This is a genomic window from Enterococcus sp. S86.2 (assembly GCF_059834485.2).
The window spans coordinates 2625763-2650816 of the sequence record NZ_CM206813.1; the positions used below are offsets into that span (position 1 = coordinate 2625763).

General features: G+C 39.4%; 23 protein-coding genes and 1 other annotated feature. Of the genes, 4 read left to right on the forward strand and 19 right to left on the reverse strand.

Going from position 1 to position 25054, the window contains the following annotated elements:
- Nucleotides 1-156: 156 nt before the first annotated feature.
- From AC6R0T_RS12530 to AC6R0T_RS12550, 5 genes are read right to left on the reverse strand one after another with little or no spacing between them, the layout of a single operon-like run.
- A complete protein-coding gene (locus tag AC6R0T_RS12530; protein WP_282461978.1) occupies nt 157-1443 on the reverse strand; it encodes an extracellular solute-binding protein in 1287 nt (428 codons plus the stop codon).
- Nucleotides 1444-1446: 3 nt separating this feature from the next.
- Nucleotides 1447-2748 (reverse strand): MBL fold metallo-hydrolase, encoded by a 1302-nt coding sequence (locus AC6R0T_RS12535; protein ID WP_303754175.1) that lies wholly within the window; start codon nt 2746-2748, stop codon nt 1447-1449.
- Nucleotides 2732-3550 carry a carbohydrate ABC transporter permease gene (locus AC6R0T_RS12540; protein WP_206903279.1) on the reverse strand — a complete coding sequence of 273 codons (819 nt, stop codon included), beginning with the start codon at nt 3548-3550 and terminating at the stop codon, nt 2732-2734. Before AC6R0T_RS12540 ends, AC6R0T_RS12535 begins: the two co-directional genes overlap by 17 nt.
- A gap of 1 nt (nt 3551) precedes the next feature.
- Entirely contained in the window at nt 3552-4436 is an 885-nt protein-coding gene (locus tag AC6R0T_RS12545; protein WP_206903278.1) for a carbohydrate ABC transporter permease, read from the reverse strand.
- The gene (locus tag AC6R0T_RS12550; RefSeq protein ID WP_230711124.1) at nt 4436-5509 is read right to left on the reverse strand and encodes an ABC transporter ATP-binding protein; all 1074 of its coding nucleotides are present in this window, start codon (nt 5507-5509) and stop codon (nt 4436-4438) included. Before AC6R0T_RS12550 ends, AC6R0T_RS12545 begins: the two co-directional genes overlap by 1 nt.
- 657 nt (nt 5510-6166) lie before the next feature.
- Between AC6R0T_RS12550 and AC6R0T_RS12555 the strand changes: the two genes are divergently transcribed.
- From AC6R0T_RS12555 to AC6R0T_RS12565, 3 genes are all read left to right on the forward strand, one after another.
- The gene (locus tag AC6R0T_RS12555; RefSeq protein ID WP_206903276.1) at nt 6167-7135 is read left to right on the forward strand and encodes an ABC transporter substrate-binding protein; all 969 of its coding nucleotides are present in this window, start codon (nt 6167-6169) and stop codon (nt 7133-7135) included.
- Nucleotides 7136-7377: 242 nt separating this feature from the next.
- A complete protein-coding gene (locus AC6R0T_RS12560; RefSeq protein WP_206903275.1) occupies nt 7378-8289 on the forward strand; it encodes an ABC transporter permease in 912 nt (303 codons plus the stop codon).
- Nucleotides 8286-9089, forward strand: a complete 804-nt coding sequence (locus tag AC6R0T_RS12565) for an ABC transporter ATP-binding protein (protein WP_303754176.1) — start codon at nt 8286-8288, stop codon at nt 9087-9089. The genes AC6R0T_RS12560 and AC6R0T_RS12565 overlap by 4 nt, the downstream gene beginning before the upstream one ends.
- Nucleotides 9090-9169: 80 nt before the next feature.
- Here AC6R0T_RS12565 and AC6R0T_RS12570 read toward each other — a convergent pair whose 3' ends face one another.
- From AC6R0T_RS12570 to AC6R0T_RS12625, 12 genes are all read right to left on the reverse strand, one after another.
- Nucleotides 9170-9991 (reverse strand): histidinol-phosphatase HisJ family protein, encoded by an 822-nt coding sequence (locus tag AC6R0T_RS12570; protein ID WP_303754177.1) that lies wholly within the window; start codon nt 9989-9991, stop codon nt 9170-9172.
- Between the two features lie 12 nt (nt 9992-10003).
- The gene (gene hisIE, locus AC6R0T_RS12575; RefSeq protein WP_230711128.1) at nt 10004-10648 is read right to left on the reverse strand and encodes a bifunctional phosphoribosyl-AMP cyclohydrolase/phosphoribosyl-ATP diphosphatase HisIE; all 645 of its coding nucleotides are present in this window, start codon (nt 10646-10648) and stop codon (nt 10004-10006) included.
- A gap of 14 nt (nt 10649-10662) precedes the next feature.
- On the reverse strand, nt 10663-11418 hold the full coding sequence (gene hisF, locus AC6R0T_RS12580; RefSeq protein WP_303754178.1) for an imidazole glycerol phosphate synthase subunit HisF: 756 nt from the start codon (nt 11416-11418) through the stop codon (nt 10663-10665).
- Nucleotides 11415-12134, reverse strand: coding sequence for a 1-(5-phosphoribosyl)-5-[(5-phosphoribosylamino)methylideneamino]imidazole-4-carboxamide isomerase (gene hisA, locus AC6R0T_RS12585; protein WP_303754179.1), 720 nt, complete (start codon nt 12132-12134; stop codon nt 11415-11417). The genes hisF and hisA overlap by 4 nt, the downstream gene beginning before the upstream one ends.
- Nucleotides 12131-12754 carry an imidazole glycerol phosphate synthase subunit HisH gene (gene hisH, locus AC6R0T_RS12590; RefSeq protein WP_303754180.1) on the reverse strand — a complete coding sequence of 208 codons (624 nt, stop codon included), beginning with the start codon at nt 12752-12754 and terminating at the stop codon, nt 12131-12133. The genes hisA and hisH overlap by 4 nt, the downstream gene beginning before the upstream one ends.
- A 271-nt stretch (nt 12755-13025) precedes the next feature.
- Nucleotides 13026-13616 carry an imidazoleglycerol-phosphate dehydratase HisB gene (gene hisB, locus AC6R0T_RS12595; RefSeq protein ID WP_303754181.1) on the reverse strand — a complete coding sequence of 197 codons (591 nt, stop codon included), beginning with the start codon at nt 13614-13616 and terminating at the stop codon, nt 13026-13028.
- 40 nt (nt 13617-13656) lie between these two features.
- The gene (hisC, locus tag AC6R0T_RS12600; RefSeq protein WP_303754182.1) at nt 13657-14709 is read right to left on the reverse strand and encodes a histidinol-phosphate transaminase; all 1053 of its coding nucleotides are present in this window, start codon (nt 14707-14709) and stop codon (nt 13657-13659) included.
- The gene (hisD, locus tag AC6R0T_RS12605) at nt 14706-15983 is read right to left on the reverse strand and encodes a histidinol dehydrogenase (RefSeq protein WP_282461973.1); all 1278 of its coding nucleotides are present in this window, start codon (nt 15981-15983) and stop codon (nt 14706-14708) included. The genes hisC and hisD overlap by 4 nt, the downstream gene beginning before the upstream one ends.
- Nucleotides 15976-17532 (reverse strand): ATP phosphoribosyltransferase, encoded by a 1557-nt coding sequence (gene hisG / locus AC6R0T_RS12610; protein ID WP_303754183.1) that lies wholly within the window; start codon nt 17530-17532, stop codon nt 15976-15978. The genes hisD and hisG overlap by 8 nt, the downstream gene beginning before the upstream one ends.
- 65 nt (nt 17533-17597) lie before the next feature.
- Nucleotides 17598-17908: a binding site (T-box leader), on the reverse strand.
- A gap of 222 nt (nt 17909-18130) precedes the next feature.
- Nucleotides 18131-18841 carry a B3/B4 domain-containing protein gene (locus tag AC6R0T_RS12615; protein ID WP_282461972.1) on the reverse strand — a complete coding sequence of 237 codons (711 nt, stop codon included), beginning with the start codon at nt 18839-18841 and terminating at the stop codon, nt 18131-18133.
- Between the two features lie 20 nt (nt 18842-18861).
- Complete coding sequence (locus AC6R0T_RS12620; RefSeq protein WP_303754184.1) at nt 18862-19380, reverse strand: GNAT family N-acetyltransferase; 519 nt, start codon at nt 19378-19380, stop codon at nt 18862-18864.
- A complete protein-coding gene (locus tag AC6R0T_RS12625; RefSeq protein ID WP_230711138.1) occupies nt 19364-19828 on the reverse strand; it encodes a MarR family winged helix-turn-helix transcriptional regulator in 465 nt (154 codons plus the stop codon). The genes AC6R0T_RS12620 and AC6R0T_RS12625 overlap by 17 nt, the downstream gene beginning before the upstream one ends.
- A gap of 184 nt (nt 19829-20012) precedes the next feature.
- Between AC6R0T_RS12625 and AC6R0T_RS12630 the strand changes: the two genes are divergently transcribed.
- Nucleotides 20013-20423 carry an Ohr family peroxiredoxin gene (locus AC6R0T_RS12630; RefSeq protein WP_206903261.1) on the forward strand — a complete coding sequence of 137 codons (411 nt, stop codon included), beginning with the start codon at nt 20013-20015 and terminating at the stop codon, nt 20421-20423.
- Nucleotides 20424-20776: 353 nt separating this feature from the next.
- Here the strand turns inward: AC6R0T_RS12630 and AC6R0T_RS12635 are convergent, their stop codons facing one another.
- Nucleotides 20777-22906 carry a HelD family protein gene (locus AC6R0T_RS12635; protein ID WP_303754185.1) on the reverse strand — a complete coding sequence of 710 codons (2130 nt, stop codon included), beginning with the start codon at nt 22904-22906 and terminating at the stop codon, nt 20777-20779.
- A gap of 379 nt (nt 22907-23285) precedes the next feature.
- On the reverse strand, nt 23286-25031 hold the full coding sequence (gene recQ / locus AC6R0T_RS12640; RefSeq protein ID WP_230711140.1) for a DNA helicase RecQ: 1746 nt from the start codon (nt 25029-25031) through the stop codon (nt 23286-23288).
- Between the last annotated feature and the right edge of the window lie 23 nt (nt 25032-25054).

Below are 25054 nucleotides of genomic sequence, written 5' to 3' on the forward strand. Positions count from 1 at the left end.
AAAATACAAAAATTTTTACTTGAAGACCAATTGTTCTCTTAGAAATTAAAACACTAGATTTTAGCGAAAAAAAGCTAAAAGAACCCTCCAACTCTAGGACATAAGACAAAAAAAGCTCCGCTAACCAAACAAGTCAGCGGAGCTTTTTACTATAAATTATTGATTCCACGCATCTTGTAATTGTGGCACAGAATCTTTGATTAATTTGTTAGTATCTTTGTCTGGGTTAGACAAGATATTTTCCATGATTGCCCGAACTTCATTGTAAGCAGGGTCAGCATTTTCTTTCACTGGAATCGAGAACAAGTCTTTGGTTGCATCTTCTAAGATTGCAGGTACTTTCGTGTTTGGTGATTTTTTGTATTCATCACTTTCCAAGACAGATTGCAAGATTGGCATGTAGCCGGTTTGTTCAGCCCAGTATAATTGTACTTCTGGTGAAGACAAGTATTTCAAATACATGAAAGCAGCCGATTTTTGTTCCGCAGTTGCACTGTTGAACATGTAAACATCAGTACCTTGTTGCAAGTTAATTTTTTCTGGACGTGGTGCAACGCCATATTCAAATTTACCTTCAGTATCTTTTTTCACATAACCTTCACCGGCGATTGAACCGATAAACATTGCAACTTTACCGTTTGCAAATGGGCCAGATAAATATTTGTCTGAACCTGCGATACGGAAGTAACCATCTTTCACGCCATCTAAATAGTAGTCAATCACTTCTTTTGATTTTTTAGAATCAAATTTTAAGTCTTTGGTGAAGTCTTCCCCTTTGTTTTCCATCCCGATAACATAGTAGTTATTTAGTGAGTCAAAACCAGCACCAACTACTTCATGATTTGATTTTTCGTAAATTGTTTTAGATGCTTCTTTTAATTCAGCTAAAGTTTTGGGAACTGCAACATCATATTTTTTCAACAAGTCAGCATTGTAAACCAAAGCTTCTGTTGATTTATTAAATGGAATACCGTATTGTTTGCCTTCGATTTGCGCACCTTCTAATAAAGGTTTGCGAATTGCTTCTTGGTCGCCCCAGCCGATGGTTTTGTCATCCATGTAAGGTTTCAAATCCACTAACATATCATCTTGTGCAGCGTTCCATAACCAGCCTGGATACGCTTGGCTGATTGTTGGTAAATCATCTGGAGAAGGTAGTGTTGAGTTGATTTTTGCTTGTAAGTCTGAGTATTGTGATTGGTTTTGCAATTCAATTTTGATTTTTGGATTTTCTTTCATGAAATCCTTGGTAATTTTTGTTAAAGCTTCTTCTTGTGCGCCATTCATTGCATGCCAAAATGTAACCGTTGTGTCTTTGTCGATTGACGTTACGATTTTGTCGCTGTCGCCTTTAGAACTTTCTTTTGAACCGTTGCCACAGGCTGCTAATGCAAAAACTGCGGCAGTTGCCAATACTGCTGTACCCAATTTTTTGAACTTCATTTCTTACTCTCCTTTGAACTCAGTGATTTTTTCCCCACGGGTGGGAAGTATTCTTTTGCCATACGGATTTTCCAGTTTTTCTGGTTTTAACGTATGGATTGGAACCAAAATTTTAGGCTCGATCATTGAAACAATGGCATCGAGGTCTTGTGGAAACGCATGTCCTGAACAAGCCAGCCGGACAAATTCCACTTTCTTCAAGGCGAGTAAATCCAAGAAGACTTGATATTTGGGATCAAAATCCCCCAAAGGCTGCGCGTCCATGTGGAAATACAGACCGCCGCTTTGTAATTTTTCGAAGTTTGCTACGGCTTGCCACAAATATTTGTGGTCATCTGCCAGTAGTTCTTCATAAGAAATTTCTAGTTTTGAATCTAGGCTAGAAATAGTAGTATCAGAATTTAACGGATAATAATAAGGAACGTCCATGCCAAAGATATCTTGCATCAAAGCTGCCATATTGGCTTCTAAAACAACCGTGCGCGGAGACTGTTTAATAATTTGTTCAAAGCGTTTCACATTGGCAGGATAACCATTAAAGGTCAATTGACGCTTTTTATTTGCTGCAATTTGTGTCACAAGTTGCGCGATTAAATCTTCTTCGCTGAAAACTTTGATATCTTCATCGTCTCTTTCATCAAAACTAATGCTGACGCCTTCCATCATTAGTAAATCGGTATGCCGAGCTTTTTGACAAAAGTCCAGCGTAAATTGACGATCATAGCCATGTAAACGTAAATCACCAGTATAAGTAATGAAAGAATCCGGTGTATGAATTAATAATGCGCAAGCGCCATAGGCATCGTGATCCACTGGCACCAATTCCACTTTAATTTGGCCTACTTCCACCACATCATGGGCCATAAGACCAGTCATTTCACGGGTAAAGTTAGCTTTTTCAAAAGGTGAAGGGATTAAAAAGTCCCCATTACGATTTAAACTTTGTAAAATCTTTGCTGTTTCTTTTAAGGTGTATAAGGGAATTGCAGGGTCTAAATAATTAATCATTTTAGAATGATCCAAATGAGCATGGGATAAAAAGACTGCCGTCTCATTATATTTTTGCTCATCTTCGCCGTGGTACGTATAATTTAACCGCGGATCATAGACACCTTTTAATTCTGGTACTAAACGATTTTTCAAAAGTGTTGCCAGACTATCGTCTTTTAAGCCCAATTCTGGTCGGTATTCCGTACCAAAATCAAAGAAAATATGCGCATCTTCATAGCTGACCTCAATAATAGTACCGCCGATGGTTAAAATACCACTATGAAAAGTGATGGTGGTTTTACCCTTTGATACCATTTTTTGCCACTCCTCGAATAATTTCTTTTCTAAAAATCAAATAAATAATTAAGATGGGAATTACGGTTAATGTTGCAGCTGCCATTTGCAAATGCACATCGCTCCCACTTTCGGTCGTAAAGGCTGCAAGTCCATTATTTAATAAGCGATATTTTTTCTCGTTGGTCACAAGTAATGGCCATAAAAAAGAATTCCAGCTGGAAATAAATGTTAAAATCCCGACAGTCACTAACGCTGGACGAGACATTGGAACTAAAATACGCCAAATATATTCTAAATCAGAAGCACCATCAATTTTTGCTGCTTTATAAAAGGTGCTTGAAATTCCTTTTAAGTAACTATTCAAATAATAAATGTAAAAAATACTTGTTAAAAAAGGAATAATTAAAGCGGCATAACTGTTTAATAGCCCCATTTTGGCAATCGTATTGTAGTTGGTAAAGATGATCGATTCATAAGGTACCATCAGTAAGGACACCATAATCCCCACAACTAAACCTTTAAACTTAAATTCCAAACTAGTTAATGCAAATGACGCCAAAACCGAAGTAATCAAGGTTGCAATGGTTGTCACCAAAGAGACAAAAACTGTGTTAATAAAATATTGTAAAAAAGGTGCTTTTGAAAAGACCGCTGCATAGTTAGCCCACTGGAATTTTTCTGGGATAATGGTCGGCGGAATACTCGTAGCCTCGCTATAGGTCATAAGCCCTGCTAAAACCATGTAAACAAATGGGAACAAGGTGATAATGCCTAGCACTACTAAAAAGACTAACGCCACAATGGTTACGACTTTTTTCACGCTACTCCCCCACTTTCTTCATGATTTGACGTTGGATAAACGTACAGAACAAAATAACTAAGAATAAAATGACAGTCGCTGCCATGGCAATGCCAGGTCGCCCGGCAATGTGGAACTTATCGTAAATATAATAAACGGCGGTCGTCGCGCTTTTGGCAATCCCGGGCTGCCCGGCAAACAATGCATAAACTTGGGTATACACTTTAAAAGCGCCAATAATATTAACCGTTAGCAAAAAGGCAATAGTTGGAACCAATTGCGGCAATGTAATCCGACGGAAAATTTCACCATCTTTGGCCCCAAACATCTTCGCAATTTTATAATGTTCTGGATCAATATTCCGTAATCCAGCTAATAAAATAATGATATTAAACGCCAAGCTAGTCCAAATACCAAAGATAATCAACGTGGTCATGCTCATGTCCACATCATCTAACCAATTAATAGCTGGAATACCAACTTTACTCAAAAGAAAATTGATAATCCCATAGGAGCCGTTAAAAAAGTAACGAAAAACAATCCCGATCGCAATCGTACTGGTGACATAAGGCATGAAAAACAGCGTTTCAAAGAAACTTTTGTGTTTCACTTTTTCAAAAATAATCCAGGCAATCGCAAGACCGATAATTAATGCGATTGGAACAACGGTAAAGGCATATAATGCGGTATTTTTTAAGGCTTTAAAAAATACCGGATCAGATAAAACTTTTTGATAGTTTTCAATCCCAGCATATTCTTGATTAATTAGCGTCCCTTTTTGAAAACTCATAAAGAGCGAACGAAACAATGGATAAATGCTGAAAATCATAATGACGATTAGCGAAGGCAGAAGGAAGAGCCATGCTTTCGGCTGATTTTCAGGATTATAATGATTTTTTTTAAACATTAGTAGATCCGCGTCCCATCTGCTTTAAAGATAAAGGCTTTTTGGTAAGCAAAATCAAAGGTCAGCTGCGCTCCTTCTTGAATATCTTCTTCGATGCTGACAATCGATTTTAAGTGATGGGAATCAATATCAAAGTTTAAAATACGTTCCCGGCCAATTAATTCAACACCGGCAATAACTGTTTGAAAAGCACCGGCGCCATCTACTGGCAATACATCTTCTGGACGAATTCCGATAAAGTAGTCGCCATCTGGCATTTCTTCTTTAAAACGAGCCGCCATAAAACGATCAACTGGCACACTAAAAGCATCGTGGTGCATCATGCCATTTTTTACTTCGACGGGCAAAATATTGATAATTGGATTACCAATAAATTTAGCTACAAACAAATTATTTGGTTCTAGATAAAGATTTTGGGGGTCATCATTTTGCTGAATGACACCTTCATTTAATAAAATAATCTTGTCAGAAATCGATAGTGCTTCTTCTTGGTCGTGGGTAACAAAAATCGTTGTAATCCCGACTTCTTTAACCAAGCGACGAATTTCTTCGCGAATTTTCAAACGTAAGCGGGCATCTAAGTTAGACAATGGCTCATCTAATAATAGAACTTCTGGATTTTGTACTAAAGCGCGGGTAATGGCTACCCGTTGTTGTTGTCCTCCAGAAAGTGTACCAGGTTTTTTGTCCTTCAACTCTTCAATGTTGGTTAACGCCATGTATTTTTCCGCAATCTTCATCGCTTCATTTTTAGGCATTTTTTTATCCCCAACCGTTAATGGAAACATCACATTTTCAAAGACAGTCATATGGGGATAGAGGGCATAGTTTTGGAAAACAAAACCAATATTACGATCTTTAGGTTCTGTTTTTACTACAGAGCTACCCGCAAAGCGGATATCACCGTCAGTAGGACTTAATAAACCTGCGATCAAATTTAAAATTGTCGATTTGCCACAGCCACTTGGACCTAACAAACAAACCAGATCACCTTTTTCAATGGTGAAATTTACAGACTTTAACGCTTCAAAACCATTATCGAATACTTTTTTAAGATCGATAACTTCAATCATGGGAAATCCTCCCTTTTTTATTTTTACCTGCAATGCTAATTCTAGCATTTTTCATAACAGTAAGTTTATAGAGTTCGATGAGAGATTCTTTTATTTTTTTCTCATTTTTCTTTTCCCTGGAAAATGAGTTAAGTAGCGCTAAGCACGTTTTTCACAAGGATTTCCGGCCTTATTTTGTTTTCAGCAATTTGGAAAAAATCGGAAAATTTTAGTTATTATTTCATACTCTTCAAAAAACAAAAAAATTTTATTTTGATGTTGGTTTAAAAAAATCTGCGAAATTTATTTCGCAAAAATATTCAGAAAATTTCAAAAATATTATTGACTTTGCTAATTATGTTCCCTTATACTGATACTAATTCAAAAAGTGGAGGGATTTTTATGAACAGCAAATTAAATCATGTAAATACTTTCTACTTTAGCTATTTTAGATAGTGCTGTCACTGTGAACATCATAGAGACAGCAGGCACAACTTGCTTTTATCTATGATGGCTAGAGCTTTTTAGCAGGCCATTTCAACTAAATGGTCGCGAAAAATTATGAAGAAGTTTTCCCGCCCATTTAGACCCACGTGTCTAGATGGCTTTTTTTTACTCACAACTTTTTTACAGTGACCGATCTTTTAGCAAAAATCAGATATTATAGGAGGAAAAAATATGAAAATGAAAAAATTAGGCTTGTGTTTATTAACCATTGCAACCTTAACTTTAGCGGCATGTGGAACAGAAAAGAAGGCTAGCGAAAAAGATGGCGTAACTGTCGGTGTTTTACAATTGGTGGAACACGGTTCGCTGGATGCGGCTTATGATGGGTTTAAAGAAGGCCTGGCTGCCGGTGGATACAAAGAAGGCGATAATTTGACCTTAGCTTATCAAAATGCCCAAAATAATCAGGACAACTTAAAAAGTATGAGTGAAAAATTACTCAAAGATAAACCTGATCTTCTGTTAGGGATCGCTACCCCAGCGGCACAATCTCTGGCTAACGAGACCAGTGATATCCCCATCGTCGTAACAGCTGTGACCGATTTAAAAGAGGCAAAGTTAGTAGCCAGTGATAAAAAACCAGGAGGAAATGTTACCGGTACTTCTGACATGGTGCCAATCAAAAAACAAATTCAATTACTCTTAAGTATCGTCCCAGAAGCGAAAACTGTTGGCTTAATGTACAACGCCGGCGAAACCAACTCAAAAATCCAAGCAGATCTGGCAAGCGCGGCTTTAAAAGATGCCGGCGTGAAAGTAAAAGTTATGACCGCCAACACTACAAATGACGTACAGCAAGTCACAACTAGCTTGGCAAAAGATGTCGATGCCATTTATGTTCCCACTGATAACACCTTTGCCTCTGCTGCAGCAGTTGTCGGCGAAGTCGCAAAACAAACGAAAACACCCATTATCGCAGGTTCCGTAGAACAAGTAGACGGCGGCGCATTGGCAACTTTTGGCATTGATTATAAATCACTAGGCAAACAAGCCGGGCAAATGGCAGCAAAAATTCTCAAAGGCGACGAAAAACCAAGCACTACGCCAGTTGAAACAGCAAAAAAATTAGAACTTGTAATCAACGACGATATGGCCAAAGCCATCGGCATCGACCCAGCATCCATCAAAACCCCAGAGTAACTAGAAAAGTTTTACGAACTTGCACAGCTCTCAAGCAATAAGATGAACGCTTGATAAATTGCTCTTCAAATTTCTCAAGCGTTTGGCTTATTGTCGCCGAGAGTTAGTTCGTAATGCTAGACATGATGAAAAGCTGAAAGGGCCGGTTAGCTCTTTGGAAAAATATCAGAAATTTGCATTCTGATGCCCTTTATCAGAATCTAAATTTTTGAATAAAAATAATTAGGATTTGAGGAAAGTGTATGAATATTTTAGACACGATTTTTATCTTAGTACAGTCTGCCACATCTCAAGGAGTATTGTGGGCACTGTTAGGTATCGGCGTCTTTTTAACGTACCGCATTTTAGATATTGCCGATTTAACAGCCGAGGGAAGTTTTCCCTTAGGCGCGGGTATTACAGCAATTAGCATCACCAATGGTATCCATCCTTTTGCAGCTAGTCTATTAGGATTTTTAGGCGGTGTTTTAGCAGGCTTAGTTTCAGGGATTTTACACACCAAATTAAAAATTCCTGCTCTTTTAGCGGGGATTATTACCATGACGGGGCTTTATTCCGTTACCAATCGCGTAATGGGTGCACCCAATATCTCATTGTTAGGGGAAAAAACCGTTTTTTCTGGGTTGCAAGCTTTAGGCATTGAAAAAGTTAATGCCGTCATTATTGCCGGTGCTGCTTTTACGTTGCTAGTTGTCTTCATTTTATTTTTATTTTTCCGCACCGAAATCGGGTTGGCTATTCGTGCGACCGGTGATAATTTGGCCATGAGTGAGGCAAACGGAATCAATACCGACAATATGAAAATGATTGGATACATGCTTTCAAACGGCTGTGTTGCACTTTCTGGCGCTTTGTTAGCGCAAAATAATGGCTTTGCCGACTTGAATTCTGGCGTGGGAACGATCGTTATCGGTTTGGCTTCCATTATCATCGCAGAAGTTTTATTCCACAATAAAACCTTATTGGTGCGCATGCTAACAATTGTTTTAGGCGCGATTATTTACCGGTTAATTTTAGGGGTTGTTTTTGAATTTAACGTCGAACCAGGGGATGCAAAAATTGCCTCGGCTATCGTTTTAGTTATTTGTCTGGCAATGCCACAATTCCGCCAAAAATTCCTGCCAAAAGCTGGTAAAGGAGGCCAAAAAGCATGAGTGAAGTCTTAGCAATCCAAAATTTACAGCAAACTTTTGAACGAGGCACAATTAATGAAAATCACGTTTTAAAAGGCATCAACTTAACCATGAACAAAGGCGACTTTATTACCATTATCGGCGGAAACGGTGCAGGTAAGTCCACGCTTTTAAATAGCATTGCAGGCACAATTCCAACTGAAACTGGAAAAATTATGTTAAATGGGACTGATATTACCCGCCAGTCTGTTACGAAACGGGCCAAAGATATTAGTCGGGTTTTTCAAGATCCAAAAATGGGGACTGCCGTTCGTTTAACAGTGGAGGAAAATTTGGCTTTAGCCATGAAACGTGGCCATTCTCGCGGCTTTTCAATGGGCGTCAAACAAAAGCAAAAAGAATTTTTCAAAGAAAAATTAGCTACGCTACATCTAGGTTTAGAAACACGTTTAAATGCAGAAATTGGTTTATTATCTGGCGGTCAGCGCCAAGCGATTACGCTGCTCATGGCGACCTTACAACGTCCCGAATTAATTTTGTTAGATGAACACACGGCTGCCCTTGATCCGAAAACTTCAGCGACAGTTATGGATCTGACAGAGCGTTTAATTAAGGAAGAAAAACTGACGGCTTTCATGGTGACCCATGACATGAAAGACGCCATTCGTTACGGCAATCGTTTAATCATGCTCCATCAAGGCAAAATTGTCGTGGATATTGCCGGCAAAAAGAAAAGTCAATTGACAGTACCTGATTTGATGACGCTGTTTCATCAAAATAGCGGTGAAAATTTAAAAGACGATCAGTTATTACTAGTTTAAAAAAGATACGAGATTTTCTGTCCAAAAAAAAACCTCCAGCAAAAAATACTAACTTTGCTGGAGGGTTTTTTTGCTTTTTATTAAAAGGCTACAGGGACAAATTTTCGCTCCTTTAACTGCCAACTGCTGCTAAAGCCAACTGACTGTAGAATCTTTTTCGTTTCCTCAAAGGCATATGCTAAGGTGTCTACTTGATGTGTATCACTGGTGATTATGATTGGCACTTCTTCACTGGCTAAATAGTTCAACAAAAATTTGGCCGGATACGCCTGCTTTGTCCACCCTCGACTCATGCCACCAGTATTGACTTCCACCAAACCATCATATTTTTGAATGACTGCGACAACTTTTTTCAAAGCAGTTAAAGCAAGTTGTTCATAGGCATCTTGATTTTTAGCGGTTAGATACTGTAACGTATCATTAAATTTTGTAACCAAATCAAAATGACCAACGATTTTGGGCTGGTTTTGTGTAATATGTGTTACAACTAAATCGTAATAATCTTGCGCCAAAGCTAAAAAATCACCGTCATACCACTCCTGTAAAGTTTTAGCAAAATTTTCCGGCGTATCATCCACACTGCGATACACACCTGCTCGCGGGGGCAAATAGTGGACAGAACCGACAAAATAATCATATCCGCTAATCGGTGTCTTACTAAAATAATCCCATTCCAATCCGCAACTAATCTGTAGCAAACTTTTTTCAGCTAAACTGCGTACGGCTTTTTGATAGGCACTTTCGTCTTTCACACCTGAGCAGGTAAGATCAAAAGGAGCTGATGAATGACTGGTGAAGCCTAAATCGGTAAAGCCTAGCTTTTCAGCTGCTTGCGCCATTTCCGCTAAGGTATTTTCTCCGTCACACCAATTGCTGTGAGTATGGGCGTTTGAATAAAACATTGTCGCACCCCCTTATTTCATCGTCTCTTGCTTGGTCTTTTGATCCACCACTTGACGACGGGAAAGTTCGGCCATAATTTCAGCTGGCGTAATGTTGTTATTGGCCATTAAAACGAGTAAATGATAAATCAAGTCAGAAATTTCATAAGTTGTCTCTTCCTTGCTTTCTTTCATCGCGCCAATAACCACCTCTGTCGCTTCCTCACCGATTTTTTTCAAAATCTTTTCATTTCCTTTGGCAAATAAATAGCTGGTATAACTTTTTTCCTGCGGTGCCTCTTTACGCCCTAAAACCAATTCGTAAAGCTCTGGAATCGAAATATTTATTTGGGCACTGTCTTTAAACAAAAGTTCATTAAAACAACTTTCTGCCCCCGTATGGCAAGCCGGTCCTGCCTTAATTACTTCTGCTATTAACGCATCTTGGTCACAGTCTGCTTTTAAACAAATCAACGTTTGTCTATTACCACTTGTTTCTCCTTTGCGCCATAGTTCTTGCCGACTGCGGGAGAAAAAAGTCATTTGCCGATCTTTCAATGTGGCTTGTAAACTTTCTTCATTCATATACGCTAGCGTCAGTATCTCTTTTGTATAAAAGTCTTGTACTACACAAGGAATCAAGCCATTTTCGTCAAAGTTCAAGTTTTTTACTTCCATTTGGTTGTCCCCTCTCAGTTGCGGATTGGAATATTTTTCTCTAGTAAATATTGCTTTAACACTGGAATTGGAATCTCATCATAATGAAAAATAGAAGCTGCTAGTCCCGCATCAATTCGCGGATTTTGAAATAGTTGATAAAAATCAACCTTACTACCTGCACCACCAGAAGCTACAATTGGCAATTGGGAAATATCGGCCACTGCCTGCAACAAGTCCAAATCAAAGCCTGTTTTCACGCCATCGGTATCCATCGAATTAATGACCAATTCGCCAGCGCCTAATTTTTCTCCTTGTTTAATCCATGTCAAAGCATTAATCCCGGTATCTTCTCTGCCGCCTTTGGTAAAAACGTGCCACTTGTCCGCAACTTTTTTTACATCCACTGATAAAACGACGCATTGGGAACCGTAACGTTGTGCCCCGTCAGCAATCAGTTGCGGATTTTTGATTGCCCCTGAATTAACGCTAACTTTATCGGCGCCGCATTTTAATACCCGATCGAAATCATCAACTGTATTAATGCCCCCTCCAACCGTTAGAGGAATAAAAACTTGTTTGGCCACCGCTTGCAAAATATCAGTAAACAAGCCGCGATTTTCCGCTGAAGCGGTAATGTCATAAAAAACCAGCTCATCTGCGCCTGCTTGATCGTATTTTTTTGCCAGCTCTACCGGCGACGCCACATCTTTAATTCCTGCAAAATTAACACCCTTTACTACGCGGCCATCCCGCACGTCAAGGCAAGGAATAATTCGTTTGGCAATCATTTTTTCACCTCCGCGGCAAAAAGACACGCCGCTAAATCCAGTTGTCCACTGTACAAAGCTTTTCCGACAATCGTGCCATATGTGTCTACTTGAACAAGTCCTTTGATATCTTCTATTGTTGCCACACCACCAGAAGCTACGATATTACAGCCCAACTGATTTAATTTCTGATAGGCAGTAATATCCATCCCCGCGCCAGTACCGTCTTTAGCAATGTCTGTATAAATAATCGTCTGACAACCTGCTGCCACTAATTCTTGGCAAAACGTGTAAGCGTCTGTTTGGGTGGTTTCAAGCCAACCGTTAACAGCCACCATTCCCTCTCTGGCATCGACACCAACCGCAATTTTTTCACCGTATTTGGCGATCATCGCTTTTGCAAATTCTGGTTTTTTTTGTGCAATCGTTCCTAAGATAACCCGCTTTACGCCGACTGCCAAACAATCTTCAATATCTGCTTCGCTACGGATACCGCCGCCTAATTCAACAAATAAATCCGTTTGCTGTACAATTTCTGCTACCAAATCAAATTGCTTTTTCGTGCCTTCTTTGGCCCCATTTAAATCAACCAAATGTAAATATTTTGCACCCGCTGTGGCAAAACTTTTGGCAAATTCAAGGGGATCATCGCCAAAAACTTCCTGCTGGTCGTAATCTCCTTGATAAAGTCGTACAACTTTACGGTCGTATAAATCAATTGCCGGTAAAATAATCATCCCTTCACCTCCGTAAATGCCCGTAAAATATTCAAGCCCACTTCACCACTTTTTTCAGGATGAAATTGGGTACCAAAAACATTTCCCTTTTGTACCAACCCTGGAATTTTCACCCCATAATCGCTAAAAGCCGCCACACTTTTGTCACACTGACTGGCATAATAACTATGGACGTAATAAACGAAATCCCCTTGTACTACATATTTTAATAGCGGTGAATCTTGTTTTAGAACTAATTTATTCCAACCAATTTGTGGTACTTTTAATTCAATTTGCTGCTTGTCAAAGGCCGACTTCAAAGAGACCACCCTGCCAGAAATTAAATCCAGACCCTTGTGAACACCAAACTCATGACTTTCAGAAAAAAGCAGCTGCATCCCTAAGCAGATTCCTAACAATGGCTTTCCATTTTGTGCCTCAGTTTTCACTACGTCTGCCAAACCACTGTTCTGTAATTTCCCCATTGCATCGCCAAAAGCCCCCACTCCCGGCAATAAAATTTTATCTGCCTGTTGAATTTTTGCCACATCACGTGTGACGATCACATCCGCGCCAATAAAATGCAACGAGCTCTGCAAACTAAACAAATTCCCCACACCATAATCAATAATCGCAATCACGAAAACTTCTCCCCCCTTTAGATGTTGTCTCAAGTTCGGGGTAACAGTGAGCATTATACACAGGCAATTTATGTGACGGTTTTGGTCACCTGAATTGACTTTTTTAATGCCGAACTGTTTGAACTTACGACAACTCGCTTTATTAGATGTTGTCTCAAGTTCGGGGTAACAGTGAGCATTATACACAGGCAATTTATGTGACGGTTTTAGTCACCTGAATTGACTTTTTTAATGCCGAACTGTTTGAACTTACGACAACTCGATTTATTGCCTACAAAATTGTACCTTTTGTTGAAGGAATCTCATCTGGTGCTACTTCATTGATCTCACAGGCCTCTGCTAATGCGCGCCCAAAACCTTTGAAGCAAGCTTCCACAATATGGTGACTATTTTTTCCTGCTAATTGTTGCAAGTGAATGGCACCTCCCAGCTCTCTAGCAAAGGCGATAAAAAATTCCTCCACTAATTCCGTATCAAAGCCGCCAATTTGGCTAGCGGGAATATGCACGTTCAAACAAGCAATGCCTCGTCCGGAAATATCTAGTGCGGCCATCACCAGTGTCTCATCCATAGGCAAAATCATACTGCCATAGCGTTTGATTCCTCGTCGATCGCCCAAAGCTTCTGAAAAAGCTCGTCCTAAAACAATGGCGATATCCTCTGTTGTGTGATGCCCGTCAACTTCTATGTCGCCATCACATTCCAGTTCAATATCAAAGCGACCATGACGGGTAAATAATTCCAACATATGATCTAAAAAACCAATTTTTGTTTTAATTACTTGCTGACCGGTGCCATCGATATTTAGCTTCAACTTAATTTTTGTTTCACTCGTATTGCGGATAATTTCTGCATGACGCATTTTTTTGGCCTCCTTTTGTATCCTGCATTTTTATTTGAACTTAAACTTCTGCTTTTATAATTTGGGCAATTGCCACTTGGCATTGCTGCATCTGCTGTGGTGTGCCGATCGTGATGCGGATATAGTCTTTAATTTGGGGCTGATTAAACCAGCGGACAAAAATCTGCTGTGCTTTTAATTTTTCATAAATCACTTCACCACTAATTTTAGGATGGGTGACAAATAAAAAGTTGGTTTGACTAGCCAATACGGTAAAGCCTAGTTTTTTTAATGCGGCGGCCGTTTTTTTTCGTTCGCTGATAATTTGCGTTAAACAGTTAGCGTGGTAAGCACTATCAGCTAACGCGGCAATGCCAGCGGCGGCGGTCATGGTATTAATACTGTATGGATTAAAACTAAACTTCAATTTATTCAAGGCGGCAATCAGGGCTGGTTGCCCCACAGCATAGCCTAATCTGGCTCCTGCTAATTGCCACGACTTGGAAAAAGTGCCGACAACTAAAAGATTTTCGTATTCTTTCACATAAGAAATCATAGATTCACCACCAAATTCCACGTAAGCCTCATCGACAATCACGAGCCGTTCTGGCTTTTTTGCCACAAAAGCCGCAATTTCTTTTGCTGGTAAACCCAGACTTGTGGGTGCATTGGGATTTGCAAAAATTACGGTTCCTGTTTCATCTTTGTAATCCGCTAAATTCAATTTGAAATCCGGTGCTAAAGGAATTTCTTTTGCCGCAATATCATACAGTTGGCTAAAAACTGGATAAAAACCGTAAGTCAAATTAGGATAAGCCACGCCTGCATTCATTAATCCTTGAAAACAAAAGGCCAAAACTTCATCACTGCCATTGCCGACAAAAATTTCTGCTGGTGTAACGGCAAAATGCTGCGCTAGGGCTTGCCGCAGTTTTTGGCAATCAGGATCGGGATAGCGGGCTAAAGTTTTTGCCGCATCTGCGATTGCCTCACTAACAGCTGGGGCCGGCGGATACGGACTCTCATTCGTGTTTAGCTTAATCACTTCAACTTGTGGCTGTTCACCGGGAACATAAGGCGCAAGTGTTGCAAGTTTTGCTGCAAAATAATTCATCGACTACCCCCTCGTACTTTCATAGAATTTGCGTGGGCAAATAACATTTCCGTTTCAGCAAATAAAATCACATCGTCACAGACTGCTTGTAAGGCAGATTCTCCGTAATATAAATAACTGGAACGCTTTTGAAAATCTGCTACGGATAACGGAGAATAAAAACGCGCGGTTCCTTCAGTTGGTAGCGTGTGATTGGGGCCTGCTAAGTAATCACCTAAAACTTCGGGTGTATTGTTGCCCAAAAAAACACTCCCCGCATTCGTGATAGCACCTAAAGCTGCAAAAGGTTCTTTAATGCACAATTCTAAGTGTTCTGGTGCCACTTCATTGGCAATCGCTAAAGCAGCCGCTAAATCTGACACTACGATAATGCAACCTTTATTTGCCAAAGACGCGGTAATAATTTCTTTACGCGGTGCAGTTGCCGTTTGTTTTTTGATCTCTTTTGCTGTGGCGTGGGCAATTTCATTACTGGTAGTGACTAAAATGGCTTGCGCATTTACGTCATGTTCGGCTTGGGCTAATAAATCAGCCGCTAGAAAATTCGGCTTCGCGCTTTCATCTGCCACAATTAAAACATCGCTCGGACCGGCAATCATATCAATGTCGACTTGGCCGTATACGAGGCGTTTAGCAGTTGCGACATAAATATTCCCCGGCCCTGTAATTTTATCTACTGCCGGGATGGTCTTGGTCCCGTAGGCTAGAGCTGCAACAGCTTGGGCACCGCCGACTTTATAAATTTCATCAACGCCACAAATTTTAGCAGCGGCTAAAATTGCCGGAGCAATCGTTCCGTCTTTTTGCGGTGGCGTCACCAGCACAATTTTTTTGACACCGGCGATTTTAGCCGGGATGACATTCATCAAAACGGTGCTGGGATAAGCAGCCGTCCCCCCTGGCACGTAGACACCCACTTTAGCTAAGGGAATCACCCGCTGCCCCATCACAGCACCTTCTTTTTCGAGCATAAACCCATTTTCTATTTGTTTTTCGTGAAAGGCGGCAATATTTTGTTGTGCTTTTTTTAAAACAGTTAAAAAGGCGGGGTCACACGCTGTCATAGCCGCTTTTATTTCTGCTTTGGTTACTTTAAAATCAGAAATGACTGCGCCATCAAATTTTTTAGTATATTCCGTTAATGCCGCATCTCCATTTTCTTGTATGTCTTCAATAATTGTTTGTACCACTTGCGTATATTCAGCGGTATTTCCAGATGTGCTCGTGGTAATTTGCGCTAAATCTACTTCTGACTCTGGTAAAATTTTAATCATTTTTTGCCCCCACTTTCTGAATGATTTCTTTAATCTGCCTTTGTTTAAAGCGCCAAGATGTTTTATTTACAACTAAATGGGCCGATGAATCCGTAATCTTCTCCAAAACAGCCAAGCCGTTTTCTTTTAAGGTGGTGCCGGTTTCGACAATGTCCACAATCACATCTGCTAATCCCACTAAAGGTGCTAACTCGATCGAACCATTTAAATAGATCAATTCCACTGGCTGGCTTAAGCTACTAAAATAAGTTCGCGCGATATTGGAATATTTGGTCGCCACTTTTAGCGGACGACTCGTATCTTTTTGAAAATTTTTAGGGCCGGCAATGGCGATATCACATTGCCCAATCGCAAAACGCAAAACGTCTAAAACATTCGCCTTTGTTTCCAATAAAATATCCCGACCAACAATCCCGATATCCGCAGCACCGTGTTCAACACAACTAGCCACATCACTGGGCTTCACTAAGAAAAAGCGAAGCTGTTTTTTTTCATCGGTAAAAATCAGCTTCCGACTTTCATCTAACAAATTTTCCTGACACAAACCGGCATCGTGGAACATTTGATAGATCTTTTCTCCCATTCGCCCTTTTGGCAGCGCAATATTGATGACGTCTTGTTCACTTTTTAGACTATCTTGTTTATTGCCAATGGCATTTAAATGAATGCCAAAACCTATCGCAGCTTGTGTTTTACCTAAAGATTGCAGCAAGCCATCATAACGCCCGCCAAATAAAATCGCCTGTGGCACTTGCGGGACAAAGCCTTGAAAAATAATCCCGCTATAATAATTGGTATCGTTGACTGTCGATAAATCAAATAACAAACGGGGCGTAACTTCTTCTTTTAGTAATGCTGCCGCTAACTCCTCTAGCTCTAATAACGCTTGGTGCGCTTGCGGCAAGCCTTTAGTTAGTTCCAAAGCTATTTTCAAACACTCATTGATTTCACCACTCAAACGCAAAAGTGCTAATAAATTTTGCGTCATATCTTTTTTTAAATTGGCCGTTTGCGCCAATACTTTCAAATCTTCGCCATTTTTACTTTTAATACTGCTGAAAACATCCCCTTGAAGGTTATCAGGAAATAAAGCCAAAATTGCAGCTACTAAACCACTGTGGGAAAATTCCAATTTTGCTTGACCAATTACTTCTAAAGATGCAATCGCCAGTTGAATCACTTCTAATTCGGCTTTACGGCACACGTCGCCAATAATCTCGATGCCGGCTTGATTCATTTGTTGATATTCATTCGTGTGGCGATTATGGCGATAAATATTTTCATTGTAATATAGGCGCCTGCTTTCATTTGCTGGTGTATTTTTGACAATCGATAGCGTGACATCGGGGTTTAAAGCCAACAATCTCCCGTCAGCAGCATTAAATTTAATCACATCGTCATCTGCTAAAAAATCTTTCTTCTCCAAATAAAAGTTGTATTCTTCAAAACTATTTAAGCAAAACAAGTTAAAGTTTGCTTTTTCATATAAAGCCCGCAACTTTAAAGCTGCTAATTCTTCTTGGCGCAAAATATTTACTGGAATCTCCATTAAATTCCCTCCCCTGGCAAAAATTTTATACTTTAATAGTTGAAAAAAAGCGCCCCCTGACAAAGTCAGAGGACGCTAAAATGCGTGGTTCCACCTCAATTTATCTATCCAAAGATAGACCTCAAGCGATCAAGCTAACAAACGGTGCATTTTATTGCTTTCATAAATGTGCGTATCTTGGCACTTTTAGTCGTCAGCCTTTTTGTCTAGTCATCCAACAATGACCGCAGCTGTAACGGGCTAACCCGGCATCTTTTACTTTTTTTCAAACATGCAACTCCAAGATGTGTTTCGCAAAAAGTAACTGTCCTTTTTTCACCAACCAAAGGCTCTCTTTACAGTATTTTTTTACTACTCTTCTTTTCACCGTCAAAAATATAAAATTGGTTGTGTTATATTCTAAGTTGAATTGTCAGAAAAGTCAAACACTTTTTTGTGAATATTATCACTTCTCACTAAAAATTTTAGCTAGCTTGATAAAAATTTGCAAATAATACGATAGTTATCCTTTTTATTTTTAAAAAAAGAAAAAAACTGCAAAGAAATTACTTGCTGGCAATACAATTGCCTGCCACTTTCATTCTTTACAGTTTTTTTATTAAATTTGTTGTTCCGGTGTTTTTTTAGTTAACGTTGCGGTAGTTGTTTTAACTTTAAAATAGCCCTCTATCAGCTGGCTTAATTCGGCCGCCGCCATCTTAGCCCGCATAGCTTGTTGCGCATTGATCGCTTCAATGACCAAAATTGCGTCCGTTGTATTTTCCTGTAGCATCGTGCGTTGGGCTTCTCGCCAGTTAAAACAGCGACAAACAGCACCAACTTCATCATAATAAATGATTTCTTCAGGGAGCGCCGGGGCATCTTCGTTAGCTCCCAGCGGTTTGAAACTTTCGCCCCCTTTGGCTTTACCCAAATGCAAATCCCCTGAAAGTGAGGCGATATCTTCTCCTCCACAAGGAACGGCGTATTTCAATGAGACACTGTTATACAAGTCCACCAAAGGATTAATGGGATTAAACGTACGATCTTGGCTCGCCCGTTTTAATAAAGCCTCAATTGACGAACGGGCACCTTTTTTAGTTTTAAATTGGCTAAATGCCTGGCGCCATTCTTGAATGACTTCATTTTGACTAAAAGAGTCTGCCGTCAAAAATTTTTGCGCATCGTGTTTGCCTCTTGCTAATAAATCAGAAAAATACGGATCATCTTCTTCATTAACCTGATTATTAATTTCTTTTGCCGTTACGATAAAAATTTCAGCTTCAGGAAAGAGCTCCCAAAAGTTTTCATCTACAATAATTTTTTTCATCTATTTCCCTCCAAGATTTTTTAATTCAAATATTTTGTCATGACCCAGTCTGTTTGATCATCTGTGCCAATCGTAAAAACGTGTTCTCCTTTTTTGACAAACCCCATTTTCTTATAAAAAGCAATTGCTACTGGATTGTATTCCCAGACACCTAACCAGATTTCTTTTTTCTGTTTTTCTTTTGCTACCTTTTCTGCAAATTGCATTAGCTCATGGCCTAAACCTTGCCGTTTAAAAGCCGCCAAAATATAAATACGCGCAATTTCTAGGCTTTCGCTGCTACTTTTTTCACTTTGCGCCTCGCCGATATTTAGCTTTAAATAACCAGCTAATTGCGCGTCTTGATAAATAAAATAAAAAAAGGAATCGCCATTGTCCAGCTCTTGTTGGAGTTGTTTCAAATTATAATTTTGCTGCAAAAAAATAGCGAGATCTGCTGGCGTATTGTCTTTTGCAAAGGTTTCTTTAAACGTTGTCTCGCTGATTTCTTTTAACGTTTCAAGCTCTGCTTGTTTTACTGCACTAATCTTCACTGTCATACTGTCGTGTCACACCTTTTTTCACTAATTCCCACTCTGAAGCGATATTTTCTTCTACCCGTGACAAATAGGCCGCCAATTGCTGCATTTCTGGTTCGCTAAATCCTTTTAGTGCAACTTTATTGGAATATTGGTTTTCCGCCTGAATAACTGGGGCCAATTTTGCTCCTTTATTGGTCACAAAAAGTGATTTATTTTTTTTATTGTCAGATTGCGGCTGCTTTTCAATTAGACCATTCTTTTCCAATTTCCCAATGGCCCGGGCTGCTGTGGTACGATCGACTTTAATCATCTCGGCTAGTTTTTCTTGAATGATTCCGGGATTTTCATAAATCCGAACCAAATAAAGATATTGCCCGCGGGTTAAAGCAAATTCCTTAAACTCAATATTCGCGATAGAATCTAGTGCTCGCGCAATTTTACCTAAATCACGTAAAATATCCGTCATATTTTTCCTCATTTCAGTTTAGCGATAAGTTTATCTTAAAATATTTTTATTGTATTTGCAACAAAAAAAACACAAGCACTTCATTTTGTTTTTATTTACAATCGTGATACGGTTAATTTGAAGGTGAAAACGCCTTATCGTTGCAAATGTTTAAAGCATTATTTTTTGAAAGGAAGGAAAACAGATGAAAAAAATGTCAACTTCAACAGTGATTAACACAGGTGGTCGCGAAGGAGAAAGTAAATCTGTCACAGGGTCTTTGGATGTCTTAACAACAGGTGTAAAAAAAGAAGGTTATACCAACCCTGAAGAATTATTTGCCGCTGGTCTTTCCGCATGTTTTAACGGCGCAATGCAATTTCCACTAGAACGTGATGGTTTAGGTGATAAAAAACGTGAAATCCGTGCCGAAGTCAGCTTGCTTGGCGACTTGCCAGATTTTACCACCTTGCATTTAGAAGTCCTTCTAATTGGCAAAATTGAAGGCTTAAGTAAAGAAGACACCATAAAATATATGGCAGAAACCGAAAATATTTGCCCCTATACAAAAGCCATCAACGGCAACGTCACAGTAAAATTTGACGCCGAAGCATAGAAAAGCTGAATGCACCGGAAAGCTCGCAAGTAACAAGACAGGATCTTGATAAATTGTTTCCCAAATTTCTCAAGATTTTGGCTTGTTACCGCAGAGAGCTGGTGCATGAAGCTAGATCATAGAAAAGCTGAATGCACCGGAAAGCTCGCAAGTAACAAGACAGGATCTTGATAAATTGTTCCCCAAATTTCTCAAGATTTTGGCTTGTTACCGCAGAGAGCTGGTGCATGAAGCTAGATCATAGAAAAGCTGAATGCACCGGAAAGCTCGCAAGTAACAAGACAGGATAGAATTTCAAAAAAACTTAAAATCCGCTGTCAAAGCACTTAAACGTGTTTTGACAGCGGATTTTTTTAGGCTAGAAATTTAAGGTATGGTGTTAATCCGTCAAAATACGTAATCGTAAGCTCCTGCATTCCTCTGGAGGCTGCCGTATATAGCATTTTACGTTCGCGATCGTTAGCATAATTTTCTTTTGTGGTATTGTACAAAATTACGCGATCAAATTCCAAGCCTTTAGCCAAACTGATTGGTAAAATAGTGACTTCTGCTCTTGCCTTAGCTTCTTTTTTTAAAGCAGCATTTTGACCTTGCCACCATTTAGTTAAATCATCGGCCTCTTTTTGTGTTTTCGTAATAATCGTCACAGGCTTCATTTCATTTATTATGTTTCTTAAATCTGAAAGTTTGGCGAGGTGTTTTACTGTCACTGCTTTACCTTTGGGACGCACAGGCACAATAGTAAAGTTTTCTTGGGCTGCTAATTGCTGGAAGACGGCTGTAATTGCACCACTGGACCGATAGCTATTTAATAAATCATAGCGGGTAACTTGTCTTTTAGAAGTTTCAAAGATCGCCGCAATCGTCGCAAAGTCCGTATTTGTATTAAAAATTGCTTGGTTGCTATCTCCCACTAAAGTAAAACGGCTGGCTTTAAACAATTGGCTTAGTAGAAAAATTTGCGCCGGTGTATAATCTTGCACTTCATCTACTAAAACATATTGCATCCGGCTAAGCGAGCTGGCTTGGATAAAACGGTGTTGGATGAATAACGCAATCGTCGCTTCATCGACAGTCATTACTTTTGCGGCCAAATAGGTTTCATTGGTGTAGGCTTGATATAAATCTGCCAACATTTTTTCTGGTTGGAGCCACGAAAAGTCGGCAATTTGTGCCGTGACAGCAGCAAATTTTTGTTGCAACAGCTTGTGTGTATATTTTTGTAGTGTTTTAGGTGACTCATCTTGCAATAGGTGTCCAAAATATTTTTGTTGTTGCGTTTCCGATAAGGCTAAGAGACGATCTTGCCACGCTTTTTTCTGCGCTTGCTTTAACAAACGTCGCTGCCAATAACTATTTAATTTGGCTGCTACCCCTTGAAGTCGCTCGGCAAAACCTGCCTCTGGTGGCGTCGTAGCAAACATTTCGGCTAATAACTCTGCTTTAATAATCACTTTTTTCTTTAGTGTGATTGCTTGAAAATAATTCCCCTGTTGCAAAATAGAACTGCCATTGGCAACAAATTCAGCAAATTTTCGACTACGGAGAATTTCTGTCTGGTCAGAAACGTCATTTTTCGTAATCCGCTCAAAGTAATCACTTTCTGTTTCCAACTCTTTATCTAACTGCCACACCAGTAACTTACGCCACGTCAAATTCCGAGGATTTTTCTCACCTAAGGCCGGCAAGACGTGGGATAAATATTGAATAAATTTATCATTGGGGGATAAAATCAACACGTCATCGGCGCTAATTTGTTGGCGGAAAGAATAAAGTAAATAGGCGATCCGCTGCATAATCGTAGAAGTTTTTCCACTTCCTGCAACACCGTTCACCAAAATAATTTCAGCAGCCAGATCACGAATAATAACATTTTGTTCTTGCTGAATCGTGGCTGTAATAGCTTGCATCTGCTCAGTGGCACTATTTTCTAGTGCCGCAAGTAAAACGTCGTCTTCAATAGCGATATTGGTATCAAAATAATGCTTTAACTGATCATAGGCAATGACAAACTGCCGCCGCAAATCGATGGAAACAAAAATTTCTGCTCCATTAGCCAAATAGTGGGATTTCCCCAAAACGTTATTATAAAATAACTCAGCAATTGGAGAACGCCAATCATAAACTAAATTTTCATTCTCCGAACTAAAACCATTGATGCCAATATAAAAAGGCTGGCTTTTTTCATTGTCGAAATAATCCACCGCAACTTTACCAAAATAGGCTTGGGGCAATAAACGTTCCACTTGCGCGAGGCGATTTGCTGCGGTTTCTTGCTTTAAGTTCAGTTGGTCAATTTCGCGATTTTTCATTTCCAATTGGGCATAGGTATCCAGATTATCAGCAAAATTATCAAAATTTAACCGCACATCCTGGGCCATCTCTTGTAAAGCAGCAATCCCAGCACTTTGCCCTTGTGCTAAAGTTTCAGTCAATTTTTCTTGTTCTTGTTGCAAGGCGTGATAAACTTTTTTCAAATACATTTCTTCTGCTTGTGTGTCGATGCGAACACCACTCCTAAATTTGCATTTGTGTCGCTATTTGTAAGCGGAAAACTATTCTACACCCCTACTTCTATTATCGCAATCTTTATGCTGTTACTTTTCATAAAGCACTAAATTTTTTACAGCTAAACTTCGTTAAAAAAAATTCCTATCAATGATCCGCTCTCAAAAATAAGCACAAAATATTTCTATATTCCTTCATTACTACACAAATTAAGATTTTTGAACAAAAAAACTCCTGTAGGCGACATTTTTAAAGATAGGAACTAAAAAGTCAAAATGGGAACTTTTTGTTTACTTTCAAAATGTTGCTACCAGAGTTTTAAATCAAATTTGGTTACTTCGTTATAAACAAAGCTTATTTTTGTAATACTTCCAAAAAGGCTTCGCCATATTTCGCCAATTTATTTTCTCCCACCCCTTTAATTTGCAACATCTCTAATGTAGTTTGGGGCTGAACTTCTGCTAATTCATACAAAGTTTTATCGGAAAAAATAACATAAGGAGGTAAATTTTGCTTTGAGGCTAATTCCAAACGTAATTGCCGCAGCTTTTCAAATAGTTCATTATCTGGTGCCAATTTTTTCACTACTTGTGCTCTGCGCATCACTTTTTGCTGACCCAACAACACATTTTTACCTGTAGCTGAAATTTTTAGCAAAGGAAATTGTCCCTCCGTTGGCGTTAAATAGCCTTCTGCCGTTAGAAAGTCGATCAATTGGCTGACATCTTTTTGACTCCAGTCTTTCATCAATCCATAGGTGGATAACTTTTCAAAATGCCATTGGGTAATTTTTTGATCTTTTGAGCCGGTCAAAACTTTGCTAATTAATGCTTTACCAAAGCGTTCTCCCATGCGCTTTACACAAGACAACACTTTTTGCGCATCTAAGGTAATCTCTTCAACTGCCCGTTCGTCTAAGCAATTACTACAATGTCCACACTCAGGACCGTCTTCGCCAAAATAGCGTAAAATATACCGCTGTAGACACATTTCAGTATGGGCATATTGACTCATTTCCCGCAATTTCAAATATTCTTTTTGCTTATAATCAATCTCCATATCGGAATTATCAATAAAAAATTGCTGTACCTGTAAATCTTGGGGCGCATACATCAAAATCGCTTCACTGGGTAAGCCGTCTCGCCCTGCACGTCCTGCTTCTTGATAATAAGATTCAATATTTCCCGGCGTTTGCGCATGAATGACAAAACGGACATTACTTTTATTAATCCCCATGCCAAAAGCGTTGGTTGCTACCATCACTTTAATTTCATCAAATAAAAAAGCCTCTTGTGCTCTAGTGCGGGCTGCTTCTGTTAAACCGCCATGGTAGTAGCCGGCCGCAATTTTTTTGCTTTTCAACAAGTGATACACCCGCTCAACTTCTTTTCGCGTACTGGCATAAATAATACCCGCTTGATTGGCATTGACCCGTAAGTATTCTAATAAATAGCTGTCTTTGGCATCTTTTACCACTTGAAAAGCCAAGTTTTCCCGCGCGAAGCCGGTTTGTACTTTATTGTTAGCTGGAATTTCTAAACTGTTTTCAATATCTGCCGCAACTTGGGGCGTTGCCGTAGCCGTTAGCGCAATAACTGCCGGCCTTTGAGGCAATGCTTTAATCTCTTTTGCTAACTGCAAATAGCTGGGGCGAAAATCGTGCCCCCATTGGGAAATACAATGGGCTTCGTCCACTGCAATGAGACTGATTTTTTCTTGTTGCAACAATTGCTTAAAAGAAAACATCTCAAATCGTTCCGGTGCCACATAAACCAATTTATATTTTCCGTAAGCAGCATCTTTTAGCCGCACACTCACTTCTTCTTGTGACAGACTGCTGTTGACAAAAGTTGCCGCAATTCCCATTTCATTTAATGCATCCACTTGGTCTTTCATTAAAGAAATTAAAGGAGACACAACTAACGTCAAGCCATCTAATAAAAGAGCCGGCAGCTGATAGCAAATGGATTTGCCGCCACCAGTTGGCATAATTCCCAGCACATTTTCGTTTTTCAAAACTTTTTGAATTAACTCCAATTGACCTGCGCGAAAACTTTCATAGCCAAATTTTTCTTTTAATAATTGTGTTAAAACATCCACGTATAATCCTCTTCTCACTACTT

Bases quoted from the DNA above. Each gene is read 5' to 3' on its own strand.
- AC6R0T_RS12530 (WP_282461978.1), bottom strand. From the start codon at position 1,443: ATGAAGTTCAAAAAATTGGGTACAGCAGTATTGGCAACTGCCGCAGTT.
- AC6R0T_RS12535 (WP_303754175.1), bottom strand. From the start codon at position 2,748: ATGGTATCAAAGGGTAAAACCACCATCACTTTTCATAGTGGTATTTTA.
- AC6R0T_RS12545 (WP_206903278.1), bottom strand. From the start codon at position 4,436: ATGTTTAAAAAAAATCATTATAATCCTGAAAATCAGCCGAAAGCATGG.
- AC6R0T_RS12550 (WP_230711124.1), bottom strand. From the start codon at position 5,509: ATGATTGAAGTTATCGATCTTAAAAAAGTATTCGATAATGGTTTTGAA.
- AC6R0T_RS12555 (WP_206903276.1), top strand. From the start codon at position 6,167: ATGAAAATGAAAAAATTAGGCTTGTGTTTATTAACCATTGCAACCTTA.
- AC6R0T_RS12560 (WP_206903275.1), top strand. From the start codon at position 7,378: ATGAATATTTTAGACACGATTTTTATCTTAGTACAGTCTGCCACATCT.
- AC6R0T_RS12565 (WP_303754176.1), top strand. From the start codon at position 8,286: ATGAGTGAAGTCTTAGCAATCCAAAATTTACAGCAAACTTTTGAACGA.
- AC6R0T_RS12570 (WP_303754177.1), bottom strand. From the start codon at position 9,991: ATGTTTTATTCAAACGCCCATACTCACAGCAATTGGTGTGACGGAGAA.
- hisIE (WP_230711128.1), bottom strand. From the start codon at position 10,648: ATGGAAGTAAAAAACTTGAACTTTGACGAAAATGGCTTGATTCCTTGT.
- hisF (WP_303754178.1), bottom strand. From the start codon at position 11,418: ATGATTGCCAAACGAATTATTCCTTGCCTTGACGTGCGGGATGGCCGC.
- hisA (WP_303754179.1), bottom strand. From the start codon at position 12,134: ATGATTATTTTACCGGCAATTGATTTATACGACCGTAAAGTTGTACGA.
- hisB (WP_303754181.1), bottom strand. From the start codon at position 13,616: ATGCGTCATGCAGAAATTATCCGCAATACGAGTGAAACAAAAATTAAG.
- hisC (WP_303754182.1), bottom strand. From the start codon at position 14,709: ATGAATTATTTTGCAGCAAAACTTGCAACACTTGCGCCTTATGTTCCC.
- hisD (WP_282461973.1), bottom strand. From the start codon at position 15,983: ATGATTAAAATTTTACCAGAGTCAGAAGTAGATTTAGCGCAAATTACC.
- hisG (WP_303754183.1), bottom strand. From the start codon at position 17,532: ATGGAGATTCCAGTAAATATTTTGCGCCAAGAAGAATTAGCAGCTTTA.
- AC6R0T_RS12615 (WP_282461972.1), bottom strand. From the start codon at position 18,841: ATGAAAAAAATTATTGTAGATGAAAACTTTTGGGAGCTCTTTCCTGAA.
- AC6R0T_RS12620 (WP_303754184.1), bottom strand. From the start codon at position 19,380: ATGACAGTGAAGATTAGTGCAGTAAAACAAGCAGAGCTTGAAACGTTA.
- AC6R0T_RS12625 (WP_230711138.1), bottom strand. From the start codon at position 19,828: ATGACGGATATTTTACGTGATTTAGGTAAAATTGCGCGAGCACTAGAT.
- AC6R0T_RS12630 (WP_206903261.1), top strand. From the start codon at position 20,013: ATGAAAAAAATGTCAACTTCAACAGTGATTAACACAGGTGGTCGCGAA.
- AC6R0T_RS12635 (WP_303754185.1), bottom strand. From the start codon at position 22,906: ATGTATTTGAAAAAAGTTTATCACGCCTTGCAACAAGAACAAGAAAAA.